This is a genomic window from Flavobacterium defluvii (assembly GCF_900129555.1).
Lineage (GTDB): Bacteria > Bacteroidota > Bacteroidia > Flavobacteriales > Flavobacteriaceae > Flavobacterium > Flavobacterium defluvii.
In genome coordinates this window covers 132,619-152,792 of the sequence record NZ_FQWC01000008.1, presented here as the reverse complement: position 1 = coordinate 152,792, position 20,174 = coordinate 132,619, and the positions used below count along the sequence as shown (strand labels likewise).

General features: G+C 32.0%; 28 protein-coding genes and 1 tRNA gene. 8 read left to right on the top strand and 21 right to left on the bottom strand.

Features of this window, described 5'->3' with window-relative positions; translation table 11 throughout:
* Positions 1 to 98 precede the first annotated feature (98 nt).
* The 3 genes from BUC29_RS16970 (at position 99) to BUC29_RS16955 (ending at position 859) form a co-directional block, all read left to right on the top strand.
* Positions 99 to 173, top strand: a tRNA-Val gene (locus BUC29_RS16970).
* Between the two features lie 57 nt (positions 174 to 230).
* Positions 231 to 482 (top strand): GIY-YIG nuclease family protein, encoded by a 252-nt coding sequence (locus BUC29_RS16965; protein ID WP_073417366.1) that lies wholly within the window; start codon positions 231 to 233, stop codon positions 480 to 482.
* A 125-nt stretch (positions 483 to 607) separates the two neighbouring features.
* Positions 608 to 859 (top strand): GIY-YIG nuclease family protein, encoded by a 252-nt coding sequence (locus tag BUC29_RS16955; protein WP_073417365.1) that lies wholly within the window; start codon positions 608 to 610, stop codon positions 857 to 859.
* 175 nt (positions 860 to 1,034) lie between these two features.
* On the opposite strand, the gene BUC29_RS16950 is transcribed toward BUC29_RS16955, so the two are convergent.
* Positions 1,035 to 1,790, bottom strand: coding sequence for an SDR family NAD(P)-dependent oxidoreductase (locus tag BUC29_RS16950; RefSeq protein ID WP_073417364.1), 756 nt, complete (start codon positions 1,788 to 1,790; stop codon positions 1,035 to 1,037).
* Between the two features lie 109 nt (positions 1,791 to 1,899).
* Between BUC29_RS16950 and BUC29_RS16945 the strand changes: the two genes are divergently transcribed.
* The 3 genes from BUC29_RS16945 (at position 1,900) to BUC29_RS16935 (ending at position 4,146) form a co-directional block, all read left to right on the top strand.
* The gene (locus BUC29_RS16945) at positions 1,900 to 2,253 is read left to right on the top strand and encodes a winged helix-turn-helix transcriptional regulator (RefSeq protein ID WP_073417363.1); all 354 of its coding nucleotides are present in this window, start codon (positions 1,900 to 1,902) and stop codon (positions 2,251 to 2,253) included.
* A 162-nt stretch (positions 2,254 to 2,415) separates the two neighbouring features.
* Positions 2,416 to 3,627: an outer membrane protein assembly factor BamB family protein gene (locus tag BUC29_RS16940; RefSeq protein WP_073417362.1), complete on the top strand. Its 1,212-nt coding sequence runs from the start codon at positions 2,416 to 2,418 to the stop codon at positions 3,625 to 3,627.
* A gap of 123 nt (positions 3,628 to 3,750) precedes the next feature.
* On the top strand, positions 3,751 to 4,146 hold the full coding sequence (locus BUC29_RS16935) for a VOC family protein (protein ID WP_073417361.1): 396 nt from the start codon (positions 3,751 to 3,753) through the stop codon (positions 4,144 to 4,146).
* A 72-nt stretch (positions 4,147 to 4,218) separates the two neighbouring features.
* On the opposite strand, the gene BUC29_RS16930 is transcribed toward BUC29_RS16935, so the two are convergent.
* From BUC29_RS16930 to BUC29_RS16900, 7 genes are all read right to left on the bottom strand, one after another.
* Positions 4,219 to 4,578: a nuclear transport factor 2 family protein gene (locus tag BUC29_RS16930; RefSeq protein ID WP_073417360.1), complete on the bottom strand. Its 360-nt coding sequence runs from the start codon at positions 4,576 to 4,578 to the stop codon at positions 4,219 to 4,221.
* Between the two features lie 41 nt (positions 4,579 to 4,619).
* Positions 4,620 to 5,558, bottom strand: a complete 939-nt coding sequence (locus tag BUC29_RS16925) for a hypothetical protein (protein WP_073417461.1) — start codon at positions 5,556 to 5,558, stop codon at positions 4,620 to 4,622.
* An 88-nt stretch (positions 5,559 to 5,646) separates the two neighbouring features.
* Positions 5,647 to 6,189, bottom strand: a complete 543-nt coding sequence (locus BUC29_RS16920) for a helix-turn-helix domain-containing protein (RefSeq protein WP_073417359.1) — start codon at positions 6,187 to 6,189, stop codon at positions 5,647 to 5,649.
* Between the two features lie 18 nt (positions 6,190 to 6,207).
* Positions 6,208 to 6,621: a VOC family protein gene (locus BUC29_RS16915; protein WP_073417358.1), complete on the bottom strand. Its 414-nt coding sequence runs from the start codon at positions 6,619 to 6,621 to the stop codon at positions 6,208 to 6,210.
* Positions 6,622 to 6,693: 72 nt separating this feature from the next.
* Positions 6,694 to 7,812: an FAD-dependent oxidoreductase gene (locus BUC29_RS16910; RefSeq protein WP_073417357.1), complete on the bottom strand. Its 1,119-nt coding sequence runs from the start codon at positions 7,810 to 7,812 to the stop codon at positions 6,694 to 6,696.
* A gap of 62 nt (positions 7,813 to 7,874) precedes the next feature.
* Positions 7,875 to 8,639 (bottom strand): helix-turn-helix domain-containing protein, encoded by a 765-nt coding sequence (locus BUC29_RS16905; RefSeq protein WP_073417356.1) that lies wholly within the window; start codon positions 8,637 to 8,639, stop codon positions 7,875 to 7,877.
* 105 nt (positions 8,640 to 8,744) lie between these two features.
* Positions 8,745 to 9,707 carry a helix-turn-helix transcriptional regulator gene (locus tag BUC29_RS16900; protein ID WP_073417355.1) on the bottom strand — a complete coding sequence of 321 codons (963 nt, stop codon included), beginning with the start codon at positions 9,705 to 9,707 and terminating at the stop codon, positions 8,745 to 8,747.
* 95 nt (positions 9,708 to 9,802) lie between these two features.
* Between BUC29_RS16900 and BUC29_RS16895 the strand changes: the two genes are divergently transcribed.
* Positions 9,803 to 10,966 carry an FAD-dependent oxidoreductase gene (locus BUC29_RS16895; RefSeq protein ID WP_073417354.1) on the top strand — a complete coding sequence of 388 codons (1,164 nt, stop codon included), beginning with the start codon at positions 9,803 to 9,805 and terminating at the stop codon, positions 10,964 to 10,966.
* A 90-nt stretch (positions 10,967 to 11,056) separates the two neighbouring features.
* On the opposite strand, the gene BUC29_RS16890 is transcribed toward BUC29_RS16895, so the two are convergent.
* The 3 genes from BUC29_RS16890 to BUC29_RS16880 are packed head-to-tail and all read right to left on the bottom strand — an operon-like array spanning position 11,057 to position 12,222.
* Positions 11,057 to 11,425, bottom strand: a complete 369-nt coding sequence (locus BUC29_RS16890) for a DoxX family protein (protein ID WP_073417353.1) — start codon at positions 11,423 to 11,425, stop codon at positions 11,057 to 11,059.
* A gap of 6 nt (positions 11,426 to 11,431) precedes the next feature.
* Positions 11,432 to 11,899, bottom strand: a complete 468-nt coding sequence (locus BUC29_RS16885; RefSeq protein ID WP_073417352.1) for an SRPBCC domain-containing protein — start codon at positions 11,897 to 11,899, stop codon at positions 11,432 to 11,434.
* Positions 11,899 to 12,222, bottom strand: coding sequence for an ArsR/SmtB family transcription factor (locus BUC29_RS16880; protein WP_073417351.1), 324 nt, complete (start codon positions 12,220 to 12,222; stop codon positions 11,899 to 11,901). Before BUC29_RS16880 ends, BUC29_RS16885 begins: the two co-directional genes overlap by 1 nt.
* A 139-nt stretch (positions 12,223 to 12,361) precedes the next feature.
* Between BUC29_RS16880 and BUC29_RS16875 the strand changes: the two genes are divergently transcribed.
* Positions 12,362 to 12,712: a DUF2200 domain-containing protein gene (locus tag BUC29_RS16875; RefSeq protein WP_073417350.1), complete on the top strand. Its 351-nt coding sequence runs from the start codon at positions 12,362 to 12,364 to the stop codon at positions 12,710 to 12,712.
* Positions 12,713 to 12,765: 53 nt separating this feature from the next.
* On the opposite strand, the gene BUC29_RS16870 is transcribed toward BUC29_RS16875, so the two are convergent.
* The 10 genes from BUC29_RS16870 to BUC29_RS16825 form a co-directional block, all read right to left on the bottom strand.
* Positions 12,766 to 13,821: a linear amide C-N hydrolase gene (locus tag BUC29_RS16870; protein WP_073417349.1), complete on the bottom strand. Its 1,056-nt coding sequence runs from the start codon at positions 13,819 to 13,821 to the stop codon at positions 12,766 to 12,768.
* A gap of 104 nt (positions 13,822 to 13,925) precedes the next feature.
* Positions 13,926 to 14,297: a hypothetical protein gene (locus BUC29_RS16865; protein ID WP_073417348.1), complete on the bottom strand. Its 372-nt coding sequence runs from the start codon at positions 14,295 to 14,297 to the stop codon at positions 13,926 to 13,928.
* A gap of 137 nt (positions 14,298 to 14,434) precedes the next feature.
* On the bottom strand, positions 14,435 to 15,367 hold the full coding sequence (locus BUC29_RS16860; RefSeq protein WP_073417347.1) for a transglutaminase-like domain-containing protein: 933 nt from the start codon (positions 15,365 to 15,367) through the stop codon (positions 14,435 to 14,437).
* Positions 15,368 to 15,388: 21 nt separating this feature from the next.
* On the bottom strand, positions 15,389 to 16,240 hold the full coding sequence (locus BUC29_RS16855; RefSeq protein WP_073417346.1) for a substrate-binding domain-containing protein: 852 nt from the start codon (positions 16,238 to 16,240) through the stop codon (positions 15,389 to 15,391).
* A gap of 53 nt (positions 16,241 to 16,293) precedes the next feature.
* Positions 16,294 to 16,767 carry a DUF4265 domain-containing protein gene (locus BUC29_RS16850; protein ID WP_073417345.1) on the bottom strand — a complete coding sequence of 158 codons (474 nt, stop codon included), beginning with the start codon at positions 16,765 to 16,767 and terminating at the stop codon, positions 16,294 to 16,296.
* Positions 16,767 to 17,159, bottom strand: a complete 393-nt coding sequence (locus BUC29_RS16845) for a VOC family protein (RefSeq protein ID WP_073417344.1) — start codon at positions 17,157 to 17,159, stop codon at positions 16,767 to 16,769. The genes BUC29_RS16850 and BUC29_RS16845 overlap by 1 nt, the downstream gene beginning before the upstream one ends.
* 3 nt (positions 17,160 to 17,162) lie before the next feature.
* Positions 17,163 to 17,603, bottom strand: a complete 441-nt coding sequence (locus BUC29_RS16840; RefSeq protein WP_073417343.1) for a DinB family protein — start codon at positions 17,601 to 17,603, stop codon at positions 17,163 to 17,165.
* Positions 17,603 to 18,475 carry a nucleoside phosphorylase gene (locus BUC29_RS16835; RefSeq protein WP_073417460.1) on the bottom strand — a complete coding sequence of 291 codons (873 nt, stop codon included), beginning with the start codon at positions 18,473 to 18,475 and terminating at the stop codon, positions 17,603 to 17,605. The genes BUC29_RS16840 and BUC29_RS16835 overlap by 1 nt, the downstream gene beginning before the upstream one ends.
* A gap of 112 nt (positions 18,476 to 18,587) precedes the next feature.
* A complete protein-coding gene (locus BUC29_RS16830; protein WP_073417342.1) occupies positions 18,588 to 18,920 on the bottom strand; it encodes a translation initiation factor in 333 nt (110 codons plus the stop codon).
* 103 nt (positions 18,921 to 19,023) lie between these two features.
* Complete coding sequence (locus BUC29_RS16825) at positions 19,024 to 19,974, bottom strand: isopenicillin N synthase family dioxygenase (RefSeq protein WP_073417341.1); 951 nt, start codon at positions 19,972 to 19,974, stop codon at positions 19,024 to 19,026.
* Between the last annotated feature and the right edge of the window lie 200 nt (positions 19,975 to 20,174).

Below are 20,174 nucleotides of genomic sequence, written 5' to 3'. Positions count from 1 at the left end.
CCCGAAAAAAATATTTGATTTTTTTTAAAATATACTTGCAATTCCAAATTCTAGCTGTATATTTGCACTCGCAATCACGAAATGATAGCAAAAAAATAGGGCGATTAGCTCAGCTGGTTCAGAGCACCTCGTTTACACCGAGGGGGTCGGGGGTTCGAACCCCTCATCGCCCACAAATCCAAAAACTCCAAAGTCACTTGATTTTGGAGTTTTTTTGTTTTTAAACATTTATGAATTACATTGTTTACATTCTATTCAGCGAAAGCAAAAACAAATTCTACATCGGGTTTACTTCTAACTTAGAAGAGAGATTAATTCGTCATAATCAAAAAAGTAAAGGTTTTACAGGAAATGTCAGTGACTGGAAAGTTGTATATACCGAGAAATACGAGACAAAGGAACTTGCACATCAAAGAGAACTGCAAATAAAATCTTGGAAAAGCCGGATTAAAATACAAGAATTAATCAAAAGCAAAAGTTAGGCTCAGTTGGTTCAGAGCATTCCGATTCCATCGGAAGTGGTCGGGGGTTCGAACCCCTCATCGCCCACAAAAATCCAAAAACTCCAAAGTCAATTGATTTTGGAGTTTTTTGTTTTTAAACATTTATGAATTACATTGTTTACATTCTATTCAGCGAAAGCAAAAACAAATTCTACATCGGGTTTACTTCTAACTTAGAAGAGAGATTAATTCGTCATAATCAAAAAAGTAAAGGTTTTACAGGAAATGTCAGTGATTGGAAAGTTGTATATACCGAGAAATATGAGACAAAGGAACTTGCACATCATAGAGAACTGCAAATCAAATCTTGGAAAAGCCGGATTAAAATACAAGAATTAATCAAAAGCAAAAGTTAGGCTCTGCTGGTTCAGAGCATTCCGATTCCATCGGAAGTGGTCGGGGATTCGAACCCCTCATCGCCCACAAATCCAAAAACTCCAAAATCACTTGATTTTGGAGTTTTTTTATTAGAAAATTACTATTGTTTATTTTTAATTTACAAAATTGTCAAGTTAAAAAATACTCATACAATTATATACCATAAATACCACCTGATACAGTTATTTTCTCTCCATTTATCCATCCTCCATCTTCAGAGGCAAGAAAAACTGCTACTTTGGCAATATCTTCAGGCTGTCCAGTACGCCCAAGTGGTGTAGTTTGAACTAGTTTTGCTTCGAATTCACTACCGATAAATCCTGCACTATGCGAACCTTCAGTTTCAACAACTCCAGGTAAAATAGAATTGATTCTAATATTTCTTCCGCTGAATTCTTTTGAAAGTGCAATTGTAATAGCATCAAGAGCTGCTTTTGTTGAGGAATATACAGATCCTGTCGGCAGTGGCGTATTACTTGCTCCGGAGCTTATATTGATAATGTTACCGCCTTTTTTATCAAACAATTTTAAGGCTTCCTGAATAGAAAATAAAGAACCTAAAACATTAATATTAAATTGAGAATGAAAAGATTCTTCTGTTAATTCTTCAATTGGGGAATACTGATAAATCCCGGCATTGTTTACCAAAACATCTAATGTTCCATATGCTTTTTTTGTTTCTTCAAAAAGTCTGATTACATCTGATTTTTTTGAAACATCACCTTGTACCGCAATTGCTGTTCCGCCTTTATTTGTTATAGTTTTTACAACTTTATCAGCGTCCTCTTTGCTTGATGCATAATTAACGACCACTTTTGCGCCTTCTGCAGCAAAAAAAACAGCTATAGAAGCGCCAATTCCTTTTGAAGCTCCTGTAACGATTGCAACTTTATTATTTAGTTTACTCATTTTTCTATATTTTTTAATTTGTTAGAACAGCAAATTTATGATGGTTTTATTTATTTTAGTAACTTTGTAACTAAAAGTAACAGTAATCTTCAAGTAACAAAGTAACCTTATGGAATGTACTCCTTTTGAAAAAGAACAGCGCAAAAAAAATATGATGGCAGTACAGGATTCTATGGACGTATTGAGCGGAAAATGGAAAATTTCTATTCTGTCATCTATCTGCTATTATAACCAAAGACGATTTTCTGATATTTTGAATGATGTAGTTGGTATTTCAAACAAAATGCTCAGTAAAGAACTGAAAGAATTGGAGATAAATAAGCTCATTAAAAGATCTGTTATTGATACACAGCCTGTAACAGTTCATTATACTCTTACTGACCACGGCAAAACATTACAAACTATTATAAATAATTTGACTGAGTGGGGGATTGAGCATCGAAAAAAAATCATTGAAAAATAATTTTTTGCTGACTTTTAAGTTTTAATAAATAGATAAAATGTTTAATCTTTATTGATTTAAAATTGTCTATTTCTAATATCAAATAAACGTTTATCTTTATTACCTGCTTAAATATCCTCATTTGCAGCGATAAATTCATTTATTTAAACCCAAATCTCAAAAATGAAAACAAAATTATTAACCCTTTTATTTATATCTGCCATTATAAATATGTTTGGACAAGCGCCGGTAACACCCAAACCTACTACTGCCAATTCAAACAACAAAGCTTTACCGCCAAGCGAAATGGTGACTAATAAAGTGGTAAGTGCGCTTAAAAAAATTCCGTTAGATGAAGCATCTATCTTAATTTATGATTATGACGGCGCTCTTTTTTCTTATGATTTAGAATCGGAAACAATTGGGTGGACTGTAAAAGCTGCTGACCCTAAAACTGAAATGTGCGCAAATAAAGTAACAATAAACAATGGAGTAGTATATATTCCGTTTGTAAATGGTGAAATTATTGCAGTCGATAACCAAAGCGGTGATGTTTTTTGGAAATCAAGATTGGGGAATATTACAGATCAAATTGTTTTAAAAGATCAGGTTCCTGTTGTAAACAATGGAAAGCTGTATATAATTGCTCAAAATCAAAATGGGAATAGTAATATTTATGCACTTGATACAAAAGATGGCAGTTTAGCATGGAATTATAAACTTGATTCTGTAAATAATGATATTCAGCCTCTTTATTTTAATAACAAAATTTTTGTTCCTAGTGCATCCAGTTTTTACAGCTTTGATGCCAATACAGGAAAAGTTCTGAGCCAAAAGACGTTTGAGCAAAACATGCAGACAAAGCCTGTAACTGATGGCGAAAATGTATTTATTGCCAGCGAAAAAGACATACTTTTTGCCTTAACTCCTGACAAACTGGATATTGTATGGCAATTTAAATTAGACGAAAATCAATATAATATTAAAGAACGCATATTTACCAAAGACAAAAAAATATATTTTGCAGCACAAGGAGATGCCGTTTCATCTTTATATGCAGTTGATTCAAAAACAGGAACTCAGCTTTGGAAAAGAGATTTTAGCGGCGGCGATAATATCGAATACATTACCGAAGCTGATGACAATATTTGGGGATATACACGTAAAGCAAAACTTTTTCAAATTGATATAAACAATGGTGAAATTGCAATGGAAATAAAACTAACCACACAGCCTATTTCGAATATTGAATTTCCTGTTGATGATACTATTTTCTATTACTGCGATGCCGGTTTAATTAAATTTGATTTAAGCACTAAAGATGAAGATTTATACTATATGCGAACTTCGATTAAGGATAACGTTTATAGTGCATATCTTAAAATTATACGATAAAGAAGAAGCTGTTTCAGGATTGAAACAGCTTTTTTTTGCTATTTTAAATTTGTCGATTTAAAAACTGAGAACTAAAAAACAAAAATTAATTCATTAACTTTAGTTAATTCAAAAATTAAAGTTATGAAAACTAGATTAATATGGGGAAACCTCGTCACACACGATATACAAAAAACAATACAATTTTATACCGATTTAGGTTTTAAGCAAAATGGAAAAGAAACAGATGAACTGGTAAGTTTCATTTTTGCAGAAAATCATTTTATAATCAATTTTTTTACTGCCAAAAGATTTGAAAATGCTATGAGAGGAAAACTGGCGAATACGAAAACCGAAAACGAATCTATCTTTTCTTTATCTGCAGACAGTAGGGAAGAAGTAGATCTTTGGCTTGAAAAGGTTAAAAAAGCCGGCGGTACTATTTTTTCTGAACCTGAAAATTTTGAAAAAGGCTATACTTTTGGTTTTGCCGATCCAGACGGACATAAATTCAATTTTTTATATTGGCCGGGAATGTAAAAAAAAGCTCTATAGAAATAATAGAGCTTTTTTTATGAATTATTTTATTATTCATTTTATTTTTCTGATTCCTTAATTCTCAATCAATTCAATATCCATAGTTTTTATTAAACCATCTTCAAAAGTATAAACATGTTTTACCAAACCGTCAAAAATTAAACCGCCTTGCAAATCTTTTACATTTTGATGCACTTTAACTTCAAGACTTCCGTTTTCTCTTTTTTCAAAACCAACCGGCTCAACTTTCGGATTTATTTCTGTCCATTGTCTTGTCCAGTATTGTTTAATTTCATCGTGTCCAATTATATATCCGCCTTCCCAGGCTTTAGACCATTGAACATCTTTTTGCATTGTTGATAATGCCTTATCAATATTTCTTTCATTAAAAGCAGAATAAGCTTTATGAATTAAATCTTCGTATTGATTTGCCATCTTTGTTTTTTTGATTGATTTTACAGCTAAGATAGAAATATTTATTCCACCTTGAACCTCTCATTTTTACAATCAATAATCAGTTTATGATTTAAAAATATTTTATTTCCAATCATTCCCTGCATTCCAGAGCGTTTCATGAGGAAAACCTGCATTTTTGAAATTCCTTCTATATAGGTTATTTCAGAAATTTTAAGCTCTGAATTTCCAAATTTCATTTTTGTATTGGCTGGTGCCGAAATTACTTTTAGAACATTTCCCCAGGAATTTCCTTTTTCGGTTTTAATTTTACTGTTTTTGATTCTATATTTTTGCCATTCTTCTTCATTGACAATCAGTTCATAACCGCTTGTACCCGAATCATAAAGCAATTTTAAAGTCTGTTTGTCAACTTTTGCCGTAAATAAAAGTTTTCGTTTTTTGAATTCAAATTTTTGAAATCTGCTGCCAATTTCATTTTCAGTAAATGAAACTGTATTATTTTTAAAATCCAGAAAAACAGTTCTTTTTTCAAGCAAATCGGTTCCAATTGTTCCAATAATATCCACAGAATCCGGATTTTCAAAATCAACTTTCTTCCCATAATTTAATAATTGAAAATTCTTTGAAGAAATATTTAAATTTTCAATTTTGAAGTCTAATGAAACATTTTCATCTTTTGTATCAAATTGAATTTGTTTTAAAAAAAATCCGCCAAAAGATTCAAGTGAATTTTTATAGAAAACCGTTACAGGAGAACCAAAATCCAGCTGCATATAAAATGTTTTTTCAATTCCCTGAATCTGAATAGGCAGAAGCAGAGCTGAATAAGGATTTCCTCCATCCGAAATCCATTTTATAGAAACATTATCAACGTTTCCTTTTACTGTAAGATAGTTTTTTGGAGGCGAAAAATTCTTATCAAAATAAAAATAACCTCCCGCTAAAGACAGCACAATAACTGCTAAAAAAGCCAATACAATTTTTTTAATTATTCTCATTACAATTTTTTTGTGCAATATTGAGAATTGTTATGCATTCTGGCTTTAAAAACGATATGACATTTTTACGTCAATATGATGACAAAGCTTATAAAATACTGTATTTCAGTTTTATATATAAATCTGATTTGTGAGTTAAGTTAAATGCATTTTTAAAGATTATGAAGATATTTATAATCTTTAGCAATACTAAAAAGATAATAAATAAAGGGAATTTTATAGCAAATGCTTTCTGAATAAACGGACTTATTATCATCAATATTCCTAAAACAAAAGTGTAAATAATCTGGACTGTCAAGATACTTTTACCTAATTCTTTTGCTTTTGGTTCTGTTGATTTATAAGTAAGTATAGAAGGGAAAATTATATTGCCGAAAGGAATAATGAGAGAAGACAAAGCAGAAAAATTAATCAGTTTGGCACGTTTAATTTCAGGATCGATTTCTGAATTTAAAATTAAATTTTCAGGTTCAACTTCAAATGATTTAGCCAAAGCTTTAAGCGTAAAACCTTTCGGAATATTTCCTGCTTCAATTCTTTGTATAGTTCGTAATGAAAGTCCCGATTTTTCGGCAAGTTCAGTCTGAGTAAGATGTTTTTCTTCTCTCAATATTTGAACTTTTGTTTTCATTTAATTTATTAATTATCGTTAGTAAACAGGTTCCCAAAGCTCTATTTTATTGCCTTCGGTATCCATAATATGAACAAATTTTCCGTATTCATATGTTTCAATATCATCAAGAATCGTAACTCCGTTTGCTCGCAGTTTTTCTAAAAGAGCTTCTATATTCTGAACACGATAATTGACCATAAAATCTTTTTTTGAGGGCGAAAAATATTCATCTCCTTTCTTAAAAGGACACCATTGCGTAGATTCTATCTGGTCTGGTTTGTCAAGATTTCTAGATTCAAAACTTGCAGAACCCCATTCGTTAATTTCTAATCCTAAATTCCTGGCATACCATTCTTTAGTTTCCTTCGGATTTTCAAGAAAAAAGAAAATACCGCCAATTCCTGTCACTTTCGGAATTGAATCATCTGATTGATTTTGTGAGTTTTCCATATTTTGATATAAATAATCGGGTTCTTTTTTTGTTACTAAGATAGAATTATTTTCCTCACAAAACAGTAAAAATTAATCAACAAATCGTAAAAAAGAAAAATCTGGTTTAAGCATTTCTATTTCATTTTCTCTCGTTTGTTTCTGCGCTTCCTGAGCATAAATCAACATTTGTTTTTCATAATCAAAAATTGCTGATTCTATGGTTTCAAAATCTCCGTTTAATAGATTTTCAGATAAAATTAAAGCATCCAGAAGTCCGATATTTGCACCTTGTCCGGCAAAAGGAGGCATTAAATGCGCTGCATCGCCAATAAGTGTAAGAGGTAAGGGACGATCATTTTTCCACGGTTTATCAACAGCTATTTTTTTAGCTGGCAATCCTGTAAAGAAAGATGTTGCACGAAATAATTGTTTATAGGACTCGGCCCAATCTGAAAATTTATTCATCAAAAAATCAATAATATTTTCTGCATCTTTAAAATCTAATTCCAGATTTTCAGGCATTTTAAAAATCACATTATAACTTAAAACATTAGTGTTTTTAGGATTTGAAACCAATAAATTTCCATTATTTGAAGTCATAAGTATTTTTTCATCACACAACTTTAGGAAATCAGGGCATTTTATTTCAGGTTCAGAAACTTCTCCCTGAATTATATATGTTCCTGTAAGTTCTACTGCTGAATGTGTAATATATTTTCTAATCGAAGTCATTCCGCCATTTGCACCAATAACAAAATCAGCTTTTTCGATACTTTCATTTTCAAAATATAAAATCCATTTTCCATTTTGTTCTTTTATCTCGTTCAGTTTTCTGTTCCAGACAATTGTATCTTTTTCTAAGCTATTGATTAATAATGTTCTTAAATCATTTCTATTAATTTCAGGAGCATCATATTGCTCTTCCACAGAAGTTTCTTTACTAAATAAAACATTTCCAAGATAATCGGTCATAATTCTTCCCATCGGGATAGCCTTTTCATAATATTTTTCCAGTAATCCTGCTTTTTGCATAGCATCCTGGCCGGAACCTTTATGCAAGTCAAGTGTTCCGCCCCAAATTCTGGCTTGAGGATCTTTGTCTCTCTCATAAACAGTGACATCAACGCCTTTTTGCTGTAATAATTTTGCCATCGTTAAACCAACTGGACCGGCGCCTATAATGGCTGTTTTTTTATTTGTAAGTAACATATATTTATTCTTTAAATTATGTTACAAAATTGGAAAACAGCGGGAATGCAGAATAGTAAAAATCAGTCGTTTTTTGGATTACTTTTTTTAATAGCTGCAATATCCATAAAACGATTGTCTTTATTTTTACTTAATTCTTTTGGCGTTACGCCCGAATATTTTTTAATTTCTTTAATAAAATGGTTTTGGTCTGTGAAGTTTTGCTCCGGAAAAAGATTTCCTTCGCTTATATGTTTGAAAGATGAGCCAAAACGCAGAATATTACAATATGTTTTTAACGAAATACCAAATTGCTGATTAAAGTAACGATTGATTTGGCGGCTGCTCCAAAACACATTTTCAGAGAGTTGTTTTACTGTGATCGAACCTTCGAAAGAATAAACAAGATCAAATAATTTCTTTTTCCGGCTGTCAATATTTTCAATAGAAATACCTCTTATGATTTGAAAAGCTCTTTTGCAAAAATTCTCAAAAGTCCTTAAATCAGTTTTTTCAAAATACCAGATTTCATCAGAAATAACCTTTCCGGTATTTAAAACGTCTTTTATAGAATCTCCAAATAAATATTCAACGGCAAGCAATTTAAAACCAATAGAAAACATCTTGGTTCCAGCAGGAATAGTAATCTGACTCGGAATTGTATCTAAACCTCTGATTGTTTTTGTCCAATTATCTGAATCAATTTTCATTACAGCCAAATCGACCATTCCGTTTGGTAAAATAGTCGACAGAATATCTTTTCCGGTATTGTTTTCAAGCATCCAAAAGCTGTGCACAAAATGCGAAATCGAATCATCAGGTAAGGCTGATTGAATTATTAAGCTCATTTTCTAGAATATTTCTGTAAAATTAATTTTAAACACATAGAAACATAGAATTTAGATTAGATTTTACTTCTTTCAGAAATTGTTTTATAAACGTGAATATTACTATTAGAGAACAGAATATTTCTTTGGTTTCAAACCAATATATTGTTCAAAAACCCTTGAAAAATGGCTTAAATTAGAAAATCCAAGTTGATAACCCACTTCTGAAACTGATAAATGGCTTTCTCTTAAAAGTCTGGCAGCTTCCTGCATTCGCATAGATTGATAATATTCAAAAACGCCTTTTCCAAAAGTCTGCCTGAATAATTTTCTAAGTTTGGGTTCACTCATTCCGGCTTTTTTGGCCAGTGTAGCAATATCCGGAGCTTTATCAAGATTAGACTGTAAATGATATTTTATGGCATACAAAGCTTTAATATCATTAATGTGAATACCGCTCGCCGGACTTTCTTCGCGCTGCAAAAGCAAAGCAAAAATATGACACAACAATTCCTCGCATTTTAATTTATGAAAATGATTATCTAAACCTTCGGGAACAGATTGATGAATCATTTCGCTCGCTGCTGTGATCATTGCCTGAGAAATTCCTATTTCGTAAACAAAAGTATCTTTTGAAGAAAGTATATTTGAAACTATTGAATGTTTTAACTCTCCAAATGTATGCTTTAAATATTCTCTTGATGCTGAAATAGTTATACTTCTAAAAAAAGTATTCTGCTGCATTGCAATTACAGATGAAACTGACTGCATGGCAATAAAAACATTTGGTTGTTCTGCTTTTAGGGTTTCATTTTGTTTCGCTGCAGAATCGAAGATTCCGCTGAGAAAAAAGATTACATTTTCCTGACCTTCAGGGATTTCATTTTTGCGTTCGAGAACAATTTCTTCTTTCAAATAATAATTCCGAATCATCATACGCAAATCATTTCCCCAGGTAAAACCGGTCATATAGCCTTCGCCAAGATTTTTTGGAATGTCAATAAAACGCCCCCGAACAGAAGCTCCAATTGCATCTGCAAATTTTTGAAGTATTCCTGAACCGTTTTTATCTACAACTTCAATTTTCATTTACGACTATTTTAATATCAAAAATGGGTATTTTATCTATAAAGGTAAATATAATTTTGTAATGAAAATTTAAACAAACAAAAAAAGAAAAAATTATGTTATTAGATAATAAAAAAATAGCCATTATAGGTGGCGGTCCTGGCGGATTAACTCTTGCCAGATTATTACAGGAAAAAGGTGTAGATGTAAAAGTATATGAAAGAGACGAGAATAAAAACATTCGTCAGCAGGGTTCAACACTTGATTTACATGAAGATACGGGTTTAAAAGCGATGCAGGAAGCCGGTTTAATGGATGAATTTAAAAAATATTATCGTCCCGGTGCAGACAAAATGAAAATAGTAGATCGTAATTTGAATGTTGTATTTAACGATCACACTGAAAAACCTCAAGAAGATTTTGGAAATGAACATTTTCGTCCGGAAATAGATCGAGGCCCTTTACGCGATTTATTGATTGCTTCACTAAAAGAAGATAATGTGGTTTGGAATTCAAAATTTACAGAAATGAAATCTTCTGGAAAGGGCTGGGAAATTTTTTTTGAAAATGGTACAACTGCTTATGCTGATTTTGTAATTGCTTCTGATGGAGCAAATTCAAAAATTAGAAAATATATTACAGATATTGAGCCCATATTTTCAGGTGTTACAGCAATTGAAATTAATATTTATAATGCTGAAAAGAATGCGTCAAATTTATGGAAATTGGTAAATGACGGAAAAGTTTTTGCTTTGGAACACGGAAAAACAATTTTATTTAGTACAAAAGGGGATGGCACACTTACAGTTTTAATTGGAATGAAAACTGAACAAAACTGGGTTAAAAATTCAGGAATTGATTTTAAAAATAAAACATCTGTTTCTGAATGGTTCAAAGAAGAATTTAAAAACTGGAGTTCCAAATACGAAGAACTTTTTCAGTCAAATGAAATTTCCATAATTCCGCGTCCAATGTATCATTTTCCATTAGACCAATACTGGAAGCCTTTATCAAATTTAACAATGATTGGTGATGCAGCACATCGTATGCCGCCGTACACAGGAGAAGGAGCAAATCAGGCTTTGGCAGACGCGCTGGAATTATACGAAATACTAACTTCTGATTTATTTGCAAACATGGAAGATGCAATAGGTTTCTTCGAGAAAAAAATGTGCGCCAGAACTTCTGAAATTACAGAAATTACACTTCAGCAAACCGAAGCAATGCATGATGAAAATAATTTAAAACTTTTATTGGATTTTTTTAAAGAAGTTATTTAAATTGAATTATTCAGTCGCAGCATTCAGTCTCAGCATTCAGTCTCAGTTTTCAGTCTTAAAAAAACTGCAAACTGAGACTGCGACTATAAACTAAAATTTTCTTTCAGCAGGTCTAAAATACCATGAGAGTATTGTTAAAACCAACAATAATGATGGGCCAAAATACTCGATTCCTGAATCTCCAACTGCAAAATGAGAAAAAATAGCACCGCTCATAGCAAAAAAGAAACCCGCATAAGTCCATTCTTTCAATAAAGGAAATTTCGGAATTAAAATAGCGATTACGCCTAATATTTTCCAAACGCCCAGAATAGTTAAAAAGTAAAGCGGATAACCTAAATGTGTCATCATATCGGCTTCTTCTTTGATTTTTAAAACCTGTACTATTCCTGTTGAAGTCATTCCTAATGCAAGCCAAAGCGTCGCAATCCAGTAGATAATTTTGTTTCTTTTGCTCATGATAATTTATTTTAATTGTTTTACGATTTCTTCTAAGCGGTTGTGCGCCATATTCAGACCTTGTGCAAATGGTAATTTTAGCTGAAAATCTCGATGTTCAACCGATTTATAGATGGTTTGAATGGTTAATTTGCTCTTATCATCAGTCAGTTTTTCGAATTCTAAAAACTCTAATTGAGGTGCAAAATTGACATTGTCCATTTCAAATGTTCTCACAATTCTTTTTTCGGGAACAAAATCATGAATAACACCATTGGCACTAAATATGATATTTCCGTTTTGATCTTTGGTTTCAAACTGCCAGCTGCCAGATTTTTTGTTTTCTAATTTCAAAACTTTCGTTCCCATCCATTGTTCTACAATTTCGGCTTCGGCGTAAGCCTTAAAAAGTAATTCCAGCGGAAGATCAAATTCTCTTGTAATCAGAATTTCCTGCTGGCCCTCCTGGGCACTAATTTTAGTTTTCTTTTCCATTATTTTTTTGGTTTATAGTTCTTCATTATACTTTCTAATTTATTAAAACGTTCTTCCCACATTTGTCGGAACGGTTCAATAAAATCAGCCACTTCTTTAATTTTTTTTGGATTTATATAATAATAAATCTCTCTGCCATTTTGCTGCTGGTCAAGTAGTTCGCATTCGGTCAGAATTTTAATATGTTTTGAAATAGTTTGTCTCGACGAATCAAAATTGTCGGCTATTGTACCAGGTGTCATAGCCTGAATTGCAACTAAATTTAAAATCGCTCTTCGCGTTGGATCGGCAATTGCCTGAAAAACATCTCTACGTATTTCCATTGTGCAGTTATTTGACTGCAAATATAATGCAGTTATTTGACTGCGCAATATTTTTTACGAATTATTTTATATTTTTTTAAATCCTTAGAAAATACAGGTTATTTTTTATAATTTTAAATCTATATAAATCAAAGTGAAGATGAATAATACGAAGGTTTTTGAATACTCATTTGCGAGTATTTATCGATTATATAAGGAAAAAGCAGAAAAAAAAGGCCGTACTGCAGAAGAAGTAGATACAGTGATTCTCTGGCTTACAGGTTATACAGATAAAGAATTTAGAAATCAAATAGAAAAGAAAGCTGATTTACAAACTTTTTTTGCCGAAGCACCAAAACTAAATCCGAATGCTTCTAAAATTACGGGAGTAATCTGCGGATACAGAATAGAAGATATAGAAGATCCGCTGATGCAAAAAATTCGCTATATGGACAAACTTGTTGATGAATTGGCAAAAGGGAAAAAAATGGAAAAGATTTTAAGAGAATAAAAACAAACCCTCAAATGAAATTTTTGAGGGTTTGTTTTTTATTGTTTTGAGATTTAATCTAAACCTGCAAATTTAAATGGCGGCGTAGGTTTAAAATTCATAGAAGATTCTCCGGAATAATTTTCGTTGTTTGCCAGACTCAGTTTTTTCACTTTACCTTTTTCACTAAAATCCAGTTTACTAAATTCTACCCAAACCACATTTGGATTTAAAACATTATCAAAATAATAAACCAGATTTTTTTGGTCTGCAACGGTTCTCCAGCGAGTTGATGAAATATTAGGTTCAGTTTCAGAAGAAATACCAAGCGGAACAGAGCAATTTCTAATTACACCAAAAACACTGGAAAGTGCCGTTCTTATATTATCTGTTTTTGGAATTGCATCTATATAATATGAAGCTCTTACAAAACGGTCTGCCGCGCGATTTGTACCAGGAAGCATAATAGTTCCCGGAATACTCTGCCAATATGTATTTATCGCCAGCTGATGCTCAAAAATAGGAGAGTTGGTCATGGCTACATATTTTCTGTCATGGTGAATAACGAGATTTCCGTTGATATATTCAAAAATAGCATTATCGCCCGAAGCATCTGATAATGATAAATGAACGGTTGCAAAAATATCTGTTCCCGGAATATGAGATGATGCTACTACAAAATCCTTTTTCTCTAAAGCGCTTACAGCCTCAGAAACAGTTGAAAAATTATCTAAAACATATTGCAGCCATAATGAAACCGCGAGTCCTTTTTGCTGACTGTCTTTTACAAACTTAGGATATGTAGATTCTACCAGCCATAAAAGATTTCCAACAAGTCCTTTTTCGTTCATTCCGTCAGATGAAGCTATATCCCATGAACTGGTTATAACGCTTCCGTATTTTGACTTCCATTTTACAGAATTATTTCCGGCTTCTCCAAATCGTTCAATCCCTCTGGGAAAAAGCCACAAATTTGCCGGAATTTCACCTCGCCAGTCCATAGAACGCGCTGTAATAATTGTACCGTTCAAACCTTCGTAAACTATTCGTGTACATGGATTTACCTTTTCAGAAAAAAGTAAAATACACAAAAAAGCCAAAGCTGCTGATAATTTATTTTTCAATTTCATAATTGGTATATTAAAATTTAAAAACTTGATTGTTTCAAGTATGTTGAGCCAAAAAAAGCCGTTTTTTTACTTAAAAAAAACGGCTTTTGATCTAAATTTTTGTGTTATTCTATTTTCTTGAGTGTCAATTTTAATTCTTTACTATCCAGAATTAACTGATCGCTTGTAATAGTACTTTCGCAAGGATAAGGAGTTCCAACTTCATCTTTAATCACCAAACTTTTTCCACCTTTTGTCAATGCATAAGTCCCATTTGTTATCTCTCTTGTCAAATATCCGGTAACATGTCCGTCTTTTGTAAACGTAAGAGTTCCATCGGTTAAAATAACGGTTTTTAGAGAATCCGACATGGGAATTTTCGGTTCTACCGCTGTTATTTTCCAAGAGTTTACCAATTTATTTCTACCCTTAGAACATGAAATCATTAAAACTGCTGCCAACGCAAGCCCGAAGATAAGTAATTTAGAATTTTTCATGGTTATGTGATTAAAAATTAGATAGGAAAAGATACAAAAAAAAAGTATTACTCTTACATTATAGCCACAGAAAGTTAATTTAATGTAACTGATTTCTAATATTTTAAACAAAATATCAAATAAAATACTCTGACAAATTAATTCAAAGTTAATGCTCCAAGAATTTCCTCATACATAAAGGGTCCGCCCGGATAAGTAGCTGTGTAATCAAGATTCATCCAGACCTGACCACGCTCATCTATATGGTAATGAAGTTTTTTACCATAACTTTCTCTTATAAAAAGTACATTTTTGATGAGATAATTTACTTTTTCAAGATCTATCATTGAACCAATTAATATTTCCGGATAAATATGGCCTTTTGTATGAATAAGTCTTGGAGTTCCGCCAATAGAACGAATTGCTGCCGCCATCAAGATAGAATGATCGTCGCAGTCTCCCGAAAAATATTCAAGAGATTCGCTGGCAGTGGCAATGTAGTCACCGTCTTTGGGGTCGTTTACATAATTCCAGCGGCCGTTTATTTCTTTAAAAACAGCAAAACACTGAATAATGGTTCTGTAGTTTGAGTAGCCTTTTATTCCCTTAAAATGCTTTGTTGTTGCCATAATAGCAAAATTGCGCACTTTCGGGTTTTGATATTCAATCGCACTTATAATTTTTGATTTATTTGGAAACGGAAGCAGTTTTGCAACCACTATATCCTGCGGATACGGATTGTCCGACATGGTATAAATCATCGAATTATAATCTTCGGAAATTTCGCTGAAACCATAATTTCCTATTACTGATCCATAAAATAAAACCAATAAATATACTGCAACACATAAAATAATTATGGTTCGCAGATACATTAGCAAGAAGAAAATCGCAGAAAATACAAAAATGAATATAAAAACCCTGTCAAGGTTAAAAGCCCATTCTAAATCTATCAGGTTTTGATGCAAAATGATAAATATCGGAATCGTTATCAACAGACTCAACAGCGAAATAATAATCCTATCCCAAGGTGATTTCACCTGTAATTTGGATTTTAATTGCGGAAGGTCAATTTTAGGAAAATTTATCATAAGAATCAAAAAGCAGTATTTTTACAGCGCTTTTACCGTTTCAACAAAAGTACTTTTTTTATCAATAATTCCCAGATCAAATAATTGATTCTGAATTTTGATAAATGCTTTTTCACTTAAATGTTTTTGAGACCACTGAGTCAGTTTAAGCCATTCCTGGATATCTTCAACTTTTTGATTAAATAAATCAGCCAAAGTTTTGTCAATATCAGGAATCTGCGCAAAATCGTGTGTGGTTTTATTGATAATTCCCAACACTTTTTCGACTACTTTTGGATTTTTTTTCAGGAATTCATCGCGAACTGTAATGACAAATGATGGCCATGGAGTAGGGCAGTCGCCAACACGCCTGAAAATTCCCTGATCTACAAGGGGTTTTGTCATAAATCGTTCCCACATAAAATAATCTGCAGTTCCGTTTGTAAGTGCTTCGACCGCACCATCGATTGTGTTTATAATTTCAAATTGTAGAGTATCACTGTTCCAGCCTTGTTCGTTTGCATTTACATAAGCCATTAATTGCGACCCCGAACCAATTCTTGATATAGCTGCTTTTTTATTTTCTAAATCTTTTACCGTTTCAAAATTTGATTTTGCAGCCACGTGAATTCCCCAAATTAAAGGTGACTGAACATAAATCTGAACAATTTTACTTGGGTTTCCTGCGGTAATATCTTTTACAATTCCTTCTGTAAGGATTACGGCCATATCAGTTTCGCCATCACGCAGCATCTGACACATTTTTCCGGTACCTTCAGGAATATTTTTCCATTGCAAATCAATATTTTCTGCTTCAAATTCGCCATTTTCAATGCATAAATGCCATGGCAAATTGAAGTGTTCAGGAACACCCGCAATTTTTACAGTTTTCATTATAGTTTAAGTTTAAGTTAAGTTTGGTATGCGTATTCTTAAGTTTGTAAGTTTTAGTTTTTTAATAAATCTGCCCTGTGTTTGTCTGAAAGACAAGGTTCAGCATATTGAATTATTTCCTGAGATTCGTACTCGTTTAAAACGCTTCTCACAATAGAATAATCCACATCACGAACTACTTCAACAGAAACAAAATTATCGTTTAAGCCTTCTGATAAACAGTTTATTGCTTTTAATTTTTCTCTGATAATTTCTTTATCAAATTCTTTTTCTAATATGATAACCTGAACAATTGAATTACCTGAATTTTCTATTGTTTCTTTGTAAACCAAACGTCCTTCGGCTTCATCAAATTCGGCGTAAAATAAATCATCTGTAGCAATCAAAGGTCCAAAAAATGGAATATTATCTAATTTAAAAAGCCCTTTTTCAAGATCTACAATTTCGGCCCACATGGTTTCTGAAACTGTTTCTTCTAAATAATCGCTATAATATTTAAATAATATTTTTTTATGTGTTTCCTGCATTATTCTATTTCGTTTATTATGGCTTTTAGAGGCGATATTACAATACGATAACCGTCTGGATCCTGAATCATTTTTCCGTTTTCATTCCAAAAAGGATTAGCTGCAGTTATTGTTGCAATATTATGGAGTATAAGCTTATTTATTAATTCGTTATAATCTGAAATTGTTTTAGGGTAAAGTACAATTACATCGTCTTCATCAAATGAATGACTGGCTTCTGTATCTGATTTTGTAAATTCAAAATGCCAGTCTAAACCTGATTTTCCAATAAAAATGCCATCGTAGTTATTATGTTTTTCAAAACCTCCCAATTGCTCAAAACCAAGAATATCAACATAAAAATCTTCGATTTTCTTTAAATCATTTGTGTGTCTCGCAACCCTTAAAAACATAATTTAAGACTTTATTTGGTTAATATGGTGTTCTAAATGTTCGACATAATCAGTCATGAGAAATCTTAAATCAATTTCAGACTGATCACTCAAAATTATTTTATAATCTAAAGCTTTTTCATCAACAGATTTCATGACTCTAACGATCTGTTTATTAATAACAAACCATAGTTGTATTAATTCGCCAATATCCATTTCCTGATATTGATTTAAATTTACTAAATCTATTTGATTATATGGCCTGTGATGATATGGTTTTTCAACATAATTAATTTCTGTAAAACGAACTAAATTATGAATTGCTGAATCTGTCAAATGACCCAGTATTTCTTTTTTAGACCACTTGTCAGAAACTTTCGCTGTAAAAACATCACTATTTATTTTTGAAAATAAGTCGACGTTTTCACTCAGTAATTTTTCAAATTTAAGAATAGCCGTTTTCATTATTTAGCACCAGCCAGTTTATTTAAAGTATACGTAATTAATGCATCTACGGCTTTATAAGGATCTTCACTAAAAGTTCCAGATGCACGATTGGCAATAATTGCATTTAAAGATAATGCATTATGCCCTAAAAGCGAAGAAAGTCCGTAGATTGCTGCAGTTTCCATCTCTAAATTTGTGATTCGGCTTTCATTAAAATCAAAATTATCCATTTTATTGTTTAATTCTTCATCCTGGATATTCAAACGTAAAACACGTCCTTGTGGTCCATAAAAACCTCCTGCAGTTGCCGTAATTCCTTTGAATATTTTATCTGATTCTATAATTTTTTCCAGTTTTTCAGAACAAGGGATTGCATAAGGTCTTCCTTTACGAATATCCCAGTTTGTGTGTGTAACAAAAGCGTCTTCGAGAGCTGTATTCGAAACTTCATCAATTAAATAGGAGCGAAGCATATTATCCAATCCAAGCCCGAATTTAGACATTACAAAACTGTCTACCGGAATATCTTCCTGTAAAGACCCTGAAGTTCCGATTCGGATAATATTTAAAGACGTTAAATTTTCTTTTGGCTTACGTGTTTTTAAATCAATATTTACAAGTGCATCCAGTTCGTTTAAAACAATATCAATGTTGTCAGGACCAATTCCGGTTGACATTACAGAAATTCTTTTTCCTTTATAAATTCCGGTTTGGGTTTTAAACTCTCTTTTTTGTGTTGAATATTCTATTGAATCAAAAAACTGTGTGATTTTTTCAACTCGATTTTGGTCTCCAACAAAAATAATATCGTTGGCAATATGTTCAGGACGAAGGTTTAAGTGGTAAACACTTCCGTCTGGGTTAAGTATTAATTCTGATTCTTTTATCATTTTTTTTAAGCTGCTAAGGTTCTGAGATACTGAGGTTCTGAGTTTTTTTGTTTCACGTTTCACGTTTCATGTTGTGTAACTTGAAACTTTAAACCTGAAACTTTAAACTATTTTACCCGCCAACTCTTTTAGTTTTAAATCCTTTTTCTTTTAAAATAGTCATAATTTTGTCGCGATAATCGCCTTGTATAATGATCGAATCATCTTTAAAAGTACCGCCAACGCTTAGTTTTGTTTTTATTTCTTTTGCCAGTATTTTAAAATCTTCGTCACTTCCTTCGTAACCTTCAATAATGGTTGTAGGTTTTCCTTTTCGCTTTTCAAATTTGCAGATCATTGGTTCTTTCTGTACATACAGAACGTGATCCTGTTCCTGAACTTCCTCAGACTCGTTTGATTCTACATGATCAGGAAATAAGTTTTTTAATTGATCTTTTAAGTCCATATTTTTATTAAATTCCAATATTTAAAAATACATAAAAATTAAATTCCAAATTCCAAAAAAATAGTTTTGGAATTTGGAATTTATAATATTGAAGTAAAAAAGGTTATTTCTTGATTAAACCTAATTCTACTAAACGTTCGTGTAAAAATTCTCCCGCTGTAATATCTTCATATTTTTTAGGGTTTTCTTCATCTATACAATTTTCTAAACAATCCAGGCGCATATCGCTTACCGGATGCATAAAAAATGGAACAGAGTAGCGAGAAGTTCCCCATAATTCTCTTGGAGGGTTTACAACCTGATGAATTGTAGATTTTAATTTGTTATTTGTATGTCTGGACAACATATCTCCAACATTAATTACTAATTCATCATCTTCAGCAATGGCATCAATCCAGTCGCCGTTGTGGTTTTGAACCTGAAGCCCTTTTCCTTGCGCTCCCATTAATAAAGTAATCAAATTGATATCTCCGTGAGCCGCTGCACGAATTGCATTTTCCGGTTCAGAAGTAATTGGAGGATAATGAATTGGTCTTAAAATTGAGTTTCCTTCTTTTGCATATTTATCAAAATAAAACTCATCTAAACCAAGGTGCAGAGCCAAAGCTCTTAAAACATAAACACCTGTTTTTTCAAGCATTTGGTAAGCTTCTTTTCCTACTTCATTAAAACGAGGCAGTTCCTTAACTTGTACATTGTCAGGATATTCCGATGCCCATCTTGAATCTTTGTCAACATACTGGCCAAAATGCCAAAATTCTTTTAAATCTCCTTCTTTGCGTCCTTTAGCATGTTCTTTTCCAAAAGAAACATAACCTCTTTGTCCTCCAATTCCGGGAATTTCATAATTATGCTTAGTTTCTACTGGCAAGGCGAAAAATTTTCTAATTTCACCATAAAGTTCGTCTACCAATTTGTCATCTAAGAAATGACCTTTTAAGGCAACGAAGCCAATGTTTTCAAATGCACTGCCGATTTCATTTACAAATTTTTGTTTACGTTTCGGGTCGTCCGAAAGGAAATCACGTAAGTCTACACTAGGAATGTTTTGCATACTTTACATTTTTATTATAAGAATAAAAGGCACTAAACCTTTCAATAACAAAGGTAGATAATATTTTAGATTTGAATTTAATGTTTTGATAAATAATTTAGCGTATACGCAATTTTTAATACAAAAAATGAAGATTAATTTTTAAATATTCAAAAATCATTATATTTATTTTTGTAGCTAAAATAATACAAATATTTAAA